The organism is Streptomyces sp. NBC_01485, assembly GCF_036227125.1.
In the GTDB taxonomy this organism is placed as follows: Bacteria; Actinomycetota; Actinomycetes; order Streptomycetales; family Streptomycetaceae; genus Streptomyces.
This window is the reverse complement of sequence record NZ_CP109435.1, coordinates 4,481,631-4,494,865: the sequence shown is the minus strand read 5'-3', so window position 1 is coordinate 4,494,865 and position 13,235 is coordinate 4,481,631. Positions and strand designations below refer to the sequence as shown.

The following is a 13,235-nucleotide window of genomic DNA, read 5'->3' as shown; positions in this document are numbered from 1 at the left end:
AGGCTCCGGGTCGTCGATCCTGGAGGGGGCGTTGACGGTCCGACCGGCTGGAGTAGGTTGAGCGGATGTCCACGACGCCGGTGATCCTTCTGCTGTCGGGGAGTCTGCGGGCCGGCTCCTCCAACGAGGCCGTGCTGCGCACCGCGTACGCCGTTGCGCCGGACGCGCAGGTGGGCGCCGTACTGTACGGCGGCCTCGCGGAGCTTCCGCACTTCAACCCCGATGACGACACCGACCCGTTGCCGGCAGCCGTGGCCGGGTTGCGGGCGGCGATCGACCAGGCGGCCGGGATCCTGATCTGCACCCCGGAGTACGCGGGCACCCTTCCGGGATCGTTCAAGAACCTGCTGGACTGGACGGTCGGCGGCACCGAGATCGGCGACAAGCCGGTGGCCTGGATCAACGCGGCGGCCCCGGGCCGAGGCGGGGGCGCGGAGGCCACGTTGCGGACGGTCCTGGGCTACACCGGCGCCGACATCGTGGAGCCGGCCTGCGTGAAGATCCCGGTGGACCGGGGGATGCCCGGCGCGGACGGGCTCATCGCCGACGCGGAGGTGCGTCGGCAACTCGGCGAGGTGCTGGGCCTGTTGGCGGCATCCGGCGAGCGCGAACGCGAGCGCGAGCGCGAGCGGGCAGTGGTGACCGACCGGGCGTGACTCCTCGCCGCTGTGGTTCCTCGACCGGCGACTGACCTACGCCCTTCTCACCCCCTCACCCCCGTAACCCCGCAGTACTGGGAGCCCCGTGACACCGCTGATGACCCTGGTCGCCGGACCGTACCGCTCAGGTACCGGTGACGACCCCGTCAAGCTCGCGGCCCACGTGCGGGCCATGAACGAGGCCGCCCTCGTGCTGTTCCGTGCCGGGCACCTGCCCGTCACCGGCGAGGCGCTCGCGCTGCCCCTGCTGGAGGCGGCGGGTGGCCTCCGCGACGCGCAGTCCGCGAGCCTCCGGTGACCGCCGGTATCGACACCCCCGACCCCCGCGGCCGTACCGGGCTCGACCGTCAGGGACGGGACCTCACCGGCAACGACCGCGTCCGTATCGTCGACGTCGAAGTCCTCGCCTGCGACTGGTCCGTCCTGCGCCGCACCACCTTCGACTACCGGCACAGCGACGGTCACTTGAGCCGCGAGCAGCGCGAGACGTACGACCGGGGCGACGGTGCGACGATCCTGCTCTACGACCCCGACCGGCGTACGGTCCTGCTGACCCGTCAGTTCCGGCTGCCCGCGTACGTCAACGGGCACCCCGACGGCATGCTGCTGGAGACCGCCGCCGGACTCCTGGACGGCGACGACCCGCAGGAGGCGATCCGCCGTGAGGCCGCGGAGGAGACTGGACGTGTGGTCCAGAATGTAGAACATGTGTTCGACGCGTTCATGAGTCCCGGCTCCGTCACGGAGCGGCTCAGTTTCTTCGCCGCCCCCTACGACGCCTCCGCCCCCGGCGTCGACACGGCGGGCGTGTCGGCCGAGGGCGAGGACATCGCCGTCGTCGAACTCCCCTTCGCCGAGGCCCTCGACCTCGTCCGCACCGGCGCGATCGCGGACGCGAAGACGATCATGCTGCTCCAATGGGCCGCGCTGGACGGGCCGTTCGGGCCGACCGAGGTCGGCCCGCGGTGAGCCGCCTGCCGTCCGCCTGTCGTCAGTCCGCCGTCAGCCCGTGTTGAGCCCGGTGAGGTCGGCCAGCGGCAGCGTGTGCTGGGTCTGCAGGACCTTCGCGCGCAGGTAGCGGACGTTGTGCGGGGTCGTGAAGACGCCCGTCGGGACCCGGTCCTGGACGTCGATGTCCAGTCCCCGGAGTTGGTCGGCCTTGTCGGGGTTGTTGGACAGGAGGTCCAGGCTCGTGATGCCCAGGGCGCGCAGCATCTGGGCGGCGGCCGTGTAGTCACGGTCGTCCTCGGGCAGGCCGAGCGCGGCGTTCGCCTCGTAGGTGTCCAGGCCCTGATCCTGGAGGGCGTACGCGTCGAGCTTGTTGTAGAGGCCGATGCCGCGGCCCTCCTGGCGGAGGTAGAGCAGGACGCCGCCCGTCGCGGCTATGCGCTCGACCGCCTCGCGCAGTTGCGGCCCGCAGTCGCATCGCGCGGAGCCGAAGGCGTCACCGGTCAGGCACTCGGAGTGCAGCCGGACCAGCGGGGTGGCGCCGGCCGCCGGTTCGCCGAGGACGACGGCGACGTGCTCCTGGCCGTCGACGAGGCCGTGGAAGGTGACCAGTTCGGCGTCGACGGAGTAGCCGTCGTGGAAGCGCAGCGGTACCCGGACGCGGGCGCGCTGGGTGGCGGCGGGGGTGTCGGGCATGCGGGCTCCCGGGTCCGGTGGTGAACGGCGGTACGCGATCGGTGTCTGGTTCGGGCTCCTGCTTCAGATTTGAAGCAGATCCGACGAAACGAGACCCTACCCCATGCTTTAAATTTGAAGCAATGGGATTGTGGTGTGACTCATGCGGTCCCGGAAGCCCCGGAGGCCCCGGAAGTGTTGGAACTCCCGGCAGTGTTGGAGATCCCGGAAGTCCCAGCAGTGTTGGAAGTCCCTGAGCAAGGTGACGACCGTCGGCGCCACGGAAGGTCCTCGGGCGCGACCTCGCCGCTGTCGTCCCCCTGGAACCCCCGCGCGACCTGCGTGAAGATCTCCTCCAGTTGTCCCACCTGTTCCGGGGTGAGCCGGTCGAAGAGGGAGGCGCGGACGGTCTCGACATGTCCGGGCGCCGTGTTCTCCAGGACCGCCATGCCCTCGTCCGTCAGGACCGCGATGCTCCCCCGCTTGTCCCAGCGGCAGTCCTCGCGCCGCAGCAGCCCGTCCTTCTCCAGCCGGGTCACCGCATACGTCAGCCTGCTGCGGGTGATCTTCAGCCGCTCCGCGAGATCGGTCATCCGCAGCCGCCGCTCCGGTGTCTCGGAGAGGTTGGCGAGGATGGAGTAGTACAGGTGAGGCATGCCGGCCTCTTGCTGGAGCTGCCGGTCGATCGCGTCCTCGACGAGGAGGTACCCGGCGACGTAGGCGCGCCAGGCGCGTTGCTCCTCGGGGGTGAGCCAGCGAGTCGTCATGCACCCAGTGTAGGTTTGTTTCAAACTTGAACCAAGACCGCCGCCTCCCACCTTTCCCACTCCGCCGGGGAGCACGCCGATGCCGCACCCGTACGCCTCTCCCGACCCCGACCCCGACCCCGACCTCGACCCGTACCCCTACCCGTACGTCCTGCTGTCCGCCGCCGTCTCCCTCGACGGCTACCTGGACGACACCACCCCCGAGCGCCTGCTCCTCTCCAGCCCGGCCGACTTCGACCGCGTCGACGAGGTGAGGGCCTCCGTCGACGCCATCCTCATCGGAGCCGGCACCATCCGCGCCGACAACCCCCGGCTCCTCGTGAACTCCCCGGAGCGCCGCGCCGCCCGGGTCGCCGCAGGGCAGCCGGCGTACCCCCTCAAGGTCACCGTCAGCGGCTCCGGCGACCTCGACCCCGCGGCGAACTTCTGGCACACGGGCGGCGAGAAGGTCGTCTATACGACGGAGGCGGGCGCCGAGCGGGCCCGCGCGCTCGGGATCGCCGCGGACGTCGTCCCGCTCGGCCCCGAACTGGACTGGCGCCGCCTCCTCGAACACCTGCATGAGGTGCGCGGTGTGCGGCGGCTCATGGTCGAGGGCGGCGGCACCATCCACACCCAACTGCTCCAGCAGGGCCTCGCCGACGAACTCCAGCTCGTCCTCGCCCCGATCTTCGTCGGCGACCTGGACGCGCCCCGCCTCTTCGGACCGGCCCGCCATCAGGGCGGCGATCGGGGCGGCGATCAGGGCGATTCCCGGGGTGATTCCCAGGGTGTCCGTCAGGGCGGGTATCGGGGTCGGTATCAGGGTGGACGCCTGCGCCTGGTGGAGACGCGGCGTATCGAGGACGTCGTCCTGACCCGCTACGAGCCCACCGCCCCCGGCACCGGACCGCTCCCCGTCGCGGCCGACCGCCACTGGCTTGCCCTCGCCTGCGAGCTCGCGGCCCAGTGCCCTCCGTCGCGGACCGCCTTCAGCGTCGGCGCGGTGATCGTGGCCGCCGACGGTACGGAACTGGCGCGCGGGCACTCCCGCGAGGCCGGCGACCCGGTCGTGCACGCGGAGGAGGCGGCCCTCGCGAAGCTCGACCCGGCCGACCCCCGGCTGTCCACGGCCACCGTCTACAGCAGCCTCGAACCCTGCGCCCGCCGTTCCTCCAGGCCCTCCCCCTGCGCCCGTCTCATCCTCGACGCGGGCGTGCGCCGGGTGGTCACCGCCTGGCGTGAGCCGGACACCTTCGTGACGGAGGCGGACGGCACCGGGCTCCTGTCGGCCCAGGGTGTCGACGTCCTCGTACTCGCGGACTACGCCGAACGGGCGAAGGCTCCGAACCGGCACCTGGAATGAGGAGCCTGGAGTGAGGCCGCGGGGGCGGCTGAGGGGGTGGCGGGCACCGTGGTGTTTGGCGCCCCGGAAATGACGTAGACTGGAGTCACAACGACGCGGGGTGGAGCAGCTCGGTAGCTCGCTGGGCTCATAACCCAGAGGTCGCAGGTTCAAATCCTGTCCCCGCTACTGAAGGCCGAGGGCCGGAATCCGAAAGGGTTCCGGCCCTCGGTGTATGTCCGCAGCTCTGTCTGCCGTCCCGTCCGTCGGCAAGTGCCCAGTTGGTTACTGTGCGTTCACTGTGCTCCGGCTGACCTTGGTCGTCAACTCGCCCGTTTTTCGCCGTTCTTGGGCCGAAAGTCCAGGCCGGAAATGTTATTGATCAAGCAGAACGGCTTGGAAACCGGCCCCCAGGTCTATTAACGTTCGATAACGCAGCGCGGTCGTCCCAGCCGGCACAAGAGCCGGCTCCGTGCGCACTGCCGAATCCCGCAAGGGAACCGGGGAACCACCACCTTGGGGTGAATCTCGCGGAAGCCATCGTGAACTCGCTGAGTCCACGGCCGGTATACGCGCGTAGGAGACCTTCCCGCTCCGAACCCGTCAGCTAACCCGGTAGGCGACGGAAGGAAAGGAGTGCGCCCGCGTGGCGTCCAACCGGCCTGCCCCAGAAGCCCCGTTCGTGCCCAGTCAGCCTTCCGGCGAGACCTTCGGCTACGGCACCCACCGCACCGACGAGGGCCCCTGGGAGGAATGGAACCCCACCGCGGAGACCATTCGCCCGGTTCGCGGCAAGCACCGCGTCGCCAAGCAGCGCGGCGGCGGGTTCGCCCGCAGCTCCACCGTCCTCGGCGTCGGCGTCATAGCCGCCGTCAGCGCGGGCGGCATGGCCAGCGCCAACACCGGCAAGGCGCCGGTCTCCATCTCCATGCCGGACCTGCCGAACGTCGGCTCGCTCATCTCCGACGACGAGCCCGCCCAGGACGCCGCACCGGCCCTCGCGAGCTTTGGCTCCGAGACGACGACCGACGACACCAGCAGCAGCCAGGCCACCGCCGACGCCGGCGAGGCCCTGCGCAGCCGGATCATGGCGCAGGCCGAGTCGCAGCAGACCCAGATCGAGACCAAGGCCAAGGCCGCCGCCGAGGCAGCCGCGGCCAAGGCTCAGGCCGACGCCGTCGCCAAGGCCGAGAAGGAGGCGAAGGCCAAGGCCGACGCCGCCAAGGAGAAGGCCGCCGCGGCCGCCAAGGAGAAGGCCGAGACCGCGCGCCTGGCCGAGCTCGCCACGCAGTACACGCTGCCGACCTCCTCGTACACCATCACCTCGACGTTCGGTCAGTCCGGCTCCATGTGGTCCTCCGGCTACCACACCGGCCTCGACTTCGCCGCTCCCACCGGCACACTCATCAAGGCCGTCCACAGCGGCACCATCACCGAGGCGGGCTGGGCCGGTTCCTACGGCTACCGCACCATCCTGACGCTGGACGACGGTACCGAGATCTGGTTCTGCCACCAGTCCTCGATCAGCGTCAGTGTCGGCCAGCAGGTCGGCACCGGTGACGTGATCGGCCGCGTCGGCGCGACGGGCAACGTGACCGGGCCGCACCTCCACCTCGAGGTCCACCCGAACGGCAGCTCCAACGGCGTCGACCCGGGCGCCTGGCTGCGCAGTGTGGGCCTCAACCCCTGAGTCCCTGACGCACTCGTCTTAGGGAGCGGCTCCGTTCACACGTTGTTCGTACGAACAGCGGAATGGGCCGCTCCGAAGCCGTTGTTGACGTATGGCATGACTACTTCGTCTTCGCTTCGCAAGCTCGGTTCCTCCGATCTCGAGGTCTTCCCGCTCTCCCTCGGCGGCAACGTCTTCGGCTGGACAGCCGACGAGACGGCCTCCTTCGCCGTCCTGGACGCCTACGCGGCGGCCGGCGGCAACTTCATCGACACCGCCGACGCCTACTCGGCCTGGGCGCCGGGCAACAGCGGCGGTGAGTCCGAGACCATCATCGGCAGGTGGGCCAAGGCGCGCGGCAACCGCGACAAGCTCGTCATCGCCACCAAGGTCAGCCAGCACCCCGAGTACCAGGGCCTGAGCGCCGCCAACATCAAGGCCGCCGCCGACGCCTCCCTGCGCCGTCTCGACACCGACCACATCGACCTCTACTACACGCACTTCGACAAGACCGAGGTCCCGGTCGACGAGATCATCGGTGCGCTCGACGAACTGGTGAAGGCGGGCAAGGTGCGGCACATCGCCGCCTCCAACATCTCGCCCGAACGCCTCCAGGAGTCCCTGGAGTTCTCCGACCGCGAGGGCCTGGCCCGGTACGTCGCCCTCCAGCCGCACTACAACCTGGTCTCCCGCGACACCTACGAGGGCGCACTCCAGGACGTCGCCTCCCGCGCCGGACTCGCCGCCGTCCCGTACTTCGCGCTCGCCTCCGGCTTCCTCACCGGCAAGTACCGGCCCGGTACGACGGTGGACAGCGCCCGGGCGGAGGGCGCCGCGAAGCACCTCGACTCCGAGCGGGGCATACGCGTCCTCACCGCCCTCGACGAGATCGCCCAGGCCCACGACGCCCAGGTCGCCACGGTCGCTCTGGCGTGGCTCGGCGCGCAGCCGACGGTGGCCGCGCCGATCGCGTCCGCGCGGACGGTCGAGCAACTGCCGGCGCTGCTGGCGGTGGCGGAGCTGGAACTGACGGAGACGGAGATCACGAGGCTGACCCAGGCCTCGGCCTGATCCCCGACAGCTCCTGATCCCCTAAGGCCTGATCCCCAGGGCTTCTCCTACGACTGGTTACGACTGGTAGGGGTTGGAGGCCGGGTACGGCTGTGCGGGATACCCGTAGCCGTGTCCTGCGGGATACCCGTAGCCGTACCCGTACGCCTGACCCGGCACCTGCCCCTGACCGTGCCCCGGCATCTGCGCCTGCCCCTGGCTGTACCCGTACACCCCGTACACCGGCCAGGGCGGCGCGGTCACGCGGACCGGTGGGGCCGTCATGCGGGCGGCGTGGGCCAGTGCGGGGCGGGCGACGTCCTTGCGTCGCCACAGCTCGTTCAGCAACTCCCGTTCCCGGACGAGGAAGTCGGCGCCTGCCCGCCCGCGTCGGCCGCGGTGGCGCAGGAACGCCAGGGACGTCGCGTACGCCTCGTACTGCGCGACCGCCCGCGCCGCCGGTTTGCCCAGGTGCCGGCCTGCGTACACGCGGGCCAGCCGCCGGGCCCGCATCGAGCCGAGCGCGAACGGCTCGGCCGGGGTGAGCCAGCCGGCGGCCGCGTAGGCGGGCAGTTCCTCGCGTACGGTGCGCAGCTCGCGTTGGCGCGTCCACACCACCAGCCAGGTCAGCAGCCCGAACGCGGGCACCATGAACGCCGCGTACACCGCGAAGAACCCGAAATCGCCGAACGTCGAGGAGCCGTTCCACAGCGCGTGCATGCCCATCGCGAGGAGCAGCCCGGCCGGCGGCAGCAGCACGCGCCGCACCCGCTGACGGTCCCCGGAGAGCGCCGCGACGCCGAAGCCGATGCCGGTCAGGACGGTGAACAGGGGGTGAGCGAACGGCGACATGATGACGCGTACGAAGAACGTCGCGGCGGTGACGGAGGCGATGCCGCTGTCGCCGGTGAGCTGGTCGGTGCCGAAGGCGGTGCCGAGGTAGAGGATGTTCTCGGTGAACGCGAAGCCGGTGGCGGTGACCCCGGCGACGACCACGCCGTCGACGATCCCGGTGAAGTCCCGCCTGCGGAACAGGAACACGAGGAGGACGGCGGCGGCCTTGGCGGACTCCTCGACGATGGGCGCTATGACCGTCGCCCCGAGGGTGTCCGCGCTGGACGGGTCGGCGGTCGCCGTCGCTATCCACCGGGTGGCGAAGCTGTTGGCGACGATGGCGATCAGCGCCGCCGCGCACGCACCCCAGGCGAAGGCGAAGACCAGGTTCCGCCAGGGCCCGGGTTCGACCCGGTCCAGCCAGCGGAAGGCGGCTATGAGCAGCGGCACCGGCAGCACCGCGAGCCCGAGGCCGACCAGGAAACCCTCGGTGCCGGTCTGCTGCCGCACCAGCGCGAGGATGACCAGCCCGGACAGCGCGAGCAGCGTGATGAGCGCCCCGTACCGCACCCACCTGCGCTGCCACCAGTGCGCGTGCCTGAGCACGCCGTCCTGGGGCGCGCCGCCGGGCTGCGGCGGATAGGGCGGAAACGGGGGACTGATGGCCACGGCATCGACCCTAACGAGGGAGGGGACTGTGGTGGGAGGGCGGTCGGTCGGTCGGTGATCGTTTGGTCGGCCGGTGCTCGCCGAGCTGGTCGACCGGAGTTCGCCTGGCTGGACGGTCAGTCTTCGCCGAACTGGTCGGTCAGTGTTCGCCGAGCTGGACGGTCAGCGATCCCCGGGCCGGACGCGATGCTGTACGCGACGGAAGAGCAGATCGTTCACCGCGTGCCCCTTGTCCAGCCCCTGTCCCTCGAAACGGGTCAGTGGCCGGAAATCGGGCCGGGGCGCGAACCCGCCGTCGGCCCGGGTGTTCGCGAAGTCGGGGTGCGCGGTGAGCACCTCCAGCATCTGCTCCGCGTACGGCACCCAGTCCGTGGCGCAGTGCACGAGCGCGCCCGGTCTCAGCCGCGTCGCGGCCAGGTCGAGGAACTCCGGCTGGATCAGGCGCCGCTTGTGGTGGCGCTTCTTCGGCCAGGGGTCGGGGAAGTAGACGCGCAGTCCGTCGAGCGAGTCCGCCGGCAGCATCTCGCGCAGCAGGATGATCGCGTCGCCGTTGGCGACCCGGACGTTGGTCAGCCCGCCCCGGTCGGCGAGGTTGAGCAGGTTGCCCTGGCCTGGCGTGTGCACGTCCGCCGCGAGGATGCCGGTGTCCGGGTCGGCGGCCGCCATCTGCGCGGTCGCCTCGCCCATCCCGAAGCCGATCTCCAGCACCACCGGACGGTCGTCGCCGAACAGCTCGGCCAGGTCGACGGGGTGTCCGTCGATGTCGAGCCCCCCCTGGGCCCACAGCCGCTGCAACGCGTCCGCCTGCCCGGCCGTCACCCGGCTGCGCCGAGGCTGGAAGCTGCGGATCCGCCGCTCGAAGTGCGACCCGGCGGGGTCGGCCCTGGGCCCGTCGGGGAACCGGGGCTCCCCCTTGGCCCGGGAATGCCGAACGGACTCACCCGGGTGGTGCTCGCCGTCGGGGGAGGGCTGAGGGACGTGCTGGGGGACGTCGGGGGTACTCACGGAATCAGACACAGTGCGGTCGATTTTACGGGGCCCAGTCGAGCAGGCGTGAGCCGAGCCCGGCGCCAGGGCGTCACTCACGAGACTCACGAGACTCACGGGGCTGACGTGGCCCGCGAGGCTCACGGGGCCCACAGGACTCACGGGGGCGACGAGGCTCACCGGACCCACAAGACTCACGGGGCTCGCGAAGCTCACGGGGCTGACGAGGCTTGCGAACCTCACCGGACTCACAAGGCCCGCGCACCTCACAGGGCTCACGAGGCCCCCAGTGTCCTCAGTGCTTCCAACGCTCTTCGGGCCACCTCCCGCCCGATCGGCAGCGAGGCCGTGGCCGCCGGCGAGGGCGCGTTCAGCACGTGCACCGCGCGCGGGCCCTCCCGGATCAGGAAGTCGTCCACCAGCGTGCCGTCCCGCAGCACCGCCTGCGCCCGTACCCCGGCCTGCGCCCGCACCAGATCCCCGTCCTCCACCGCCGGCAGCAGCCGGCGCACCGCGTCCGCGAACGCCGCCTTCGACACCGACCGCCGCAGCTCCCCGACCCCGTACCGCCAGTGCCGCCGCCCCATGCGCCACACCCCGGGCCACGCCGCCGTCGCCATCGCCTCCCCGGGCCGTACGACGCCCCACCCGTACCCCTCCCGGGCCAGCGCCGGCACGGCGTTGGGCCCGATGTGCACGCCCCCGTCGATGCCCCTGGTCAGATGCACCCCGAGGAACGGGAACGCCGGATCGGGCACCGGATACACCAGCCCGCGCACCAGCTCCGGCCGGGCCAGCTCGTAGTACTCGCCCCGGAACGGCACGATCCGCACCTCGGGCTCGTCCCCCGTCAGCCGGGCGACCTCGTCGCAGTACAGCCCGGCGCAGTTCACCAGGACCCGCCCCCGGACGACGTCCCCGCGCGCGGTGCGCACCGCCACCCCGCGCTCCGGCCGCCGGTCGACCTGTACGACCTGGGCGCCGTACCGGATCTCCGCCCCGGACGCCTGGCCCAGTTGCCGGGCGACGGCCGTGTAGTCGCAGATCCCGGTCGTGCGGACGTGTATGGCGGCGAGGCCCCGCACCTCGGGTTCGTACTCCGCGATCTGGGCGGCGCCCAGCTCCCGCACCGGAATGCCGTTCTCCCGGCCGCGCTGCACGAGCGCGTGCAGCCGAGGCAGCTCCGCGCGGTCCGTGGCGACGATCAGCTTGCCGGTGACCGAGTGGGCGATGCCGTATTCCGCGCAGAACTTCGTCATCTCGGCCGCGCCGCGCACCGCGTACCGCGCCTTCAGGGACCCCGGCGGGTAGTAGATCCCGCTGTGGATGACCCCGCTGTTGCGCCCCGTCTGGTGCCGGGCCACCCCGGGTTCCTTCTCCAGCACCGTCACCCGCGTGCCCGGCGCGGCACGCGTGATCGCATACGCCGTGGACAGCCCGACGATCCCGCCGCCGACCACGAGCACATCACAGTCATGGGCGACCTCCGACACATGCACCACCTCCCGGCTTCGATAGTGCACTGCGCCACTGACAATGCCTTCAAACCCGGGTGACTGCCACACCGCCAGGCCCCAGAACGACACTGACCAGGCAGACGGGGCGGAACCAGCCTCAGGCCGGCGTCATCAGTAACGGCCGGGCCCGCTCCCGCAACTCCACCACCCGAGGCTCATCACCGTACGGCTCCAGCCGATGGAGAAGATCCTTCACGTACTCCGTCGTCCGGGCGGAAGAGATCCGCCCAGCCACCTCCACGGCCCGAACCCCCTGCTCACAGGCCGCGTCAAGATTCCCCGACTCCAGTTCGGCGACCGCCGAAACGACGAGCCGCAACCCGTGCGACCGCACGAACTCCTCCGTCGGCTGCGACAACGCCTGCTCGGTGAACCTCCGCACCTGGCGCGGCGCCTTCAGATCGCGGTAGCACTCCGCCGCGTCGGCGGCGAAACGGTCGTACGAGTAGAAGCCGAGCCAGGACGGATCGTGATCGCCGTCACGCGCCCGCTCCAGCCAGCTCTCGGCGGCCTTGAGCGCCGCCCCGGCGGCCTGCGCGTCCCCCGCGCGGGCGTGCGCGCGTGCCTCGACGAGCCGGAAGAAGCTCATCGTGCGGGCCGTGGCCAGCCCCCGGTTGCGCTCCAGGGCGGCCTGCGCGAGATCGACGCCCTCGTCGCCGAAGCCGCGATACGTCGCCTGGAGGGACATGGAGGCCAGCACGTACCCCCCGAGGGGGACGTCCGCCGCCGCGCGGGCCAGTCGCAGCGCCTGGATGTAGTACCGCTGCGCGGCCTCCTGCTGACCGGTGTCGAAGGCCATCCACCCGGCCAGCCGGGTCAGTTCGGCGCTCGCCCCGAACAGGGCGCGGCCGACCTCGTCGGAGTACGAGCCGAGCAGCAGCGGCGCCGCCTCCACCCGCAGGCACTCCGGGACCATGGACGAACGCCAGTCCCCGCCCCCGTACTTGGAGTCCCAGCGTCTGGCGTCCTCGGCGGCCTCCCGCAGCTTCTGCACATCACTGTGGCCGACTTTGAGCGGCGCGCCGGCCCCCTCCAGGAGGTGGACGTCACGTGCCACCGAACTGTCGGCCGGGGTTATCAGCCACCGTGAGGCGGGCGTCGCGTACGCGCTTACTGCGAAGGATCCGGCCAGCGACTGCCAGATGCCCCCGGAACCGGCCCGGCGGCCGGCGAGGTCGAGGCGGTAGAGCTCGGTTGCCGAGCGCACGGCCTGGTTGACGTCCCTGGGGAAGGCGAGGCCCACTTCGGGCGCGGGATCCGCGTCCGCCAGACCGATCTCGTGGAGCGGCACCGGGCGGCCGAGCTTCTGCCCTATGGCGGCCGCGATGAGGTGGGGCGCGGCGCCCTGCGGCACCATGCCCTTCGACACCCAGCGCGCCACGGACGTCTTGTCGTAGCGAAGAGTCAACCCGCGTTGAGCGCCAAGATCGTTGACGCGTCGCGCGAGTCCTGCGTTGCTGATTCCCGCGAGGGCGAGAACGGCGCCGAGTTTTTCGTTCGGCCCGCGTTGCTCCCTGGACATTGCGCCACCCCTCGACACAGACGGCTGCCGCGCTGGCATAACCATGCGGCATTCGTAAACCCAGCGTAGTTCGCCGCATCCCAAGCGTTAAGGGGCATTCTTCCGGTTGGCGGGATTGTGGTCCGTACGAAAGTGCGGGCGCTCGCCCGGGCCGTCGCGTTGTGCCCCCGCTGTGTGGCCGTGCGCCCGGCCGTGCGCTCTTCTCCGGCCACCACGGGAGCGGTTCCATGAGACCTGCGTGGGTCGGCCCGCTGTACTGGATCCAGTGGGCTGGGGGACACCGCCGCCTACATCCCCGCGGGCGGCGGAAGCGGTCCGGGAGGCGAACTCCGCCTCCCGGATCGGCGCGAGCCGCCTTGGGCACGCGCGCGTGCACGGAGCGTGTGCGGAGCCTGCGCAGCGCGTTCTCAACGCCGGACGCATGTCGGGGATTTGGCCGAAAAGCGACCCTGTGTTCCGTGGGTAGCAACGCCTCCCACCACGGAAATCGAGGGCGCGCAGGGCGTCTTGGGGGAGCGTACCGGGGGCGCATTCACGTCGCAGACACCGGGGTGCGCGCGGTCTCCGCAACCGGCGCCGACGCCTTCACACGGGTGCGCTCCCCGGATCACAAG

The 13,235-nt window shown here is 71.2% G+C and carries 12 protein-coding genes, 1 tRNA gene and 1 riboswitch; of the genes, 7 read left to right on the top strand and 6 right to left on the bottom strand.

The genetic code is table 11. The features are described 5' to 3' along the window. The first annotated feature begins 65 nt into the window (after positions 1–65). The 3 genes from OG352_RS20440 to OG352_RS20430 all read left to right on the top strand — a co-directional run bounded on the left by OG352_RS20440 (position 66) and on the right by OG352_RS20430 (position 1,628). Complete coding sequence (locus OG352_RS20440) at positions 66–656, top strand: NADPH-dependent FMN reductase (protein WP_329218766.1); 591 nt, start codon at positions 66–68, stop codon at positions 654–656. An 88-nt stretch (positions 657–744) separates the two neighbouring features. Beyond that, the gene (locus OG352_RS20435; RefSeq protein ID WP_329218765.1) at positions 745–957 is read left to right on the top strand and encodes a hypothetical protein; all 213 of its coding nucleotides are present in this window, start codon (positions 745–747) and stop codon (positions 955–957) included. Further along, positions 954–1,628 carry an NUDIX domain-containing protein gene (locus OG352_RS20430; protein WP_329218763.1) on the top strand — a complete coding sequence of 225 codons (675 nt, stop codon included), beginning with the start codon at positions 954–956 and terminating at the stop codon, positions 1,626–1,628. Before OG352_RS20435 ends, OG352_RS20430 begins: the two co-directional genes overlap by 4 nt. 33 nt (positions 1,629–1,661) lie before the next feature. Here OG352_RS20430 and OG352_RS20425 read toward each other — a convergent pair whose 3' ends face one another. Beyond that, positions 1,662–2,303, bottom strand: coding sequence for a GTP cyclohydrolase II (locus OG352_RS20425; RefSeq protein ID WP_329218762.1), 642 nt, complete (start codon positions 2,301–2,303; stop codon positions 1,662–1,664). A 140-nt stretch (positions 2,304–2,443) separates the two neighbouring features. Next, complete coding sequence (locus OG352_RS20420; protein ID WP_329218760.1) at positions 2,444–3,049, bottom strand: MarR family winged helix-turn-helix transcriptional regulator; 606 nt, start codon at positions 3,047–3,049, stop codon at positions 2,444–2,446. Between the two features lie 79 nt (positions 3,050–3,128). Here OG352_RS20420 and OG352_RS20415 point away from each other — a divergent pair, with 79 nt between their 5' ends. The 4 genes from OG352_RS20415 (at position 3,129) to OG352_RS20400 (ending at position 7,113) form a co-directional block, all read left to right on the top strand. Next, positions 3,129–4,394, top strand: coding sequence for a dihydrofolate reductase family protein (locus tag OG352_RS20415; RefSeq protein WP_329218759.1), 1,266 nt, complete (start codon positions 3,129–3,131; stop codon positions 4,392–4,394). A 94-nt stretch (positions 4,395–4,488) separates the two neighbouring features. Then, positions 4,489–4,562: transfer RNA gene (locus OG352_RS20410), tRNA-Met, on the top strand. Between the two features lie 281 nt (positions 4,563–4,843). Continuing rightward, positions 4,844–5,010, top strand: a riboswitch (cyclic di-AMP (ydaO/yuaA leader). 9 nt (positions 5,011–5,019) lie between these two features. Further along, positions 5,020–6,063: a M23 family metallopeptidase gene (locus OG352_RS20405; protein ID WP_329218757.1), complete on the top strand. Its 1,044-nt coding sequence runs from the start codon at positions 5,020–5,022 to the stop codon at positions 6,061–6,063. Positions 6,064–6,159: 96 nt separating this feature from the next. Beyond that, positions 6,160–7,113 (top strand): aldo/keto reductase, encoded by a 954-nt coding sequence (locus OG352_RS20400; protein ID WP_329218755.1) that lies wholly within the window; start codon positions 6,160–6,162, stop codon positions 7,111–7,113. Positions 7,114–7,170: 57 nt separating this feature from the next. Here the strand turns inward: OG352_RS20400 and OG352_RS20395 are convergent, their stop codons facing one another. The 4 genes from OG352_RS20395 to OG352_RS20380 form a co-directional block, all read right to left on the bottom strand. After that, on the bottom strand, positions 7,171–8,595 hold the full coding sequence (locus OG352_RS20395) for a PrsW family intramembrane metalloprotease (protein ID WP_329218754.1): 1,425 nt from the start codon (positions 8,593–8,595) through the stop codon (positions 7,171–7,173). Between the two features lie 162 nt (positions 8,596–8,757). Further along, positions 8,758–9,612: a tRNA (guanosine(46)-N7)-methyltransferase TrmB gene (trmB, locus tag OG352_RS20390; protein ID WP_443072307.1), complete on the bottom strand. Its 855-nt coding sequence runs from the start codon at positions 9,610–9,612 to the stop codon at positions 8,758–8,760. A gap of 245 nt (positions 9,613–9,857) precedes the next feature. Beyond that, positions 9,858–11,105, bottom strand: coding sequence for an L-2-hydroxyglutarate oxidase (gene lhgO, locus OG352_RS20385; RefSeq protein WP_329218751.1), 1,248 nt, complete (start codon positions 11,103–11,105; stop codon positions 9,858–9,860). A 91-nt stretch (positions 11,106–11,196) separates the two neighbouring features. Continuing rightward, positions 11,197–12,621, bottom strand: coding sequence for an MFS transporter (locus OG352_RS20380; RefSeq protein WP_093781911.1), 1,425 nt, complete (start codon positions 12,619–12,621; stop codon positions 11,197–11,199). Between the last annotated feature and the right edge of the window lie 614 nt (positions 12,622–13,235).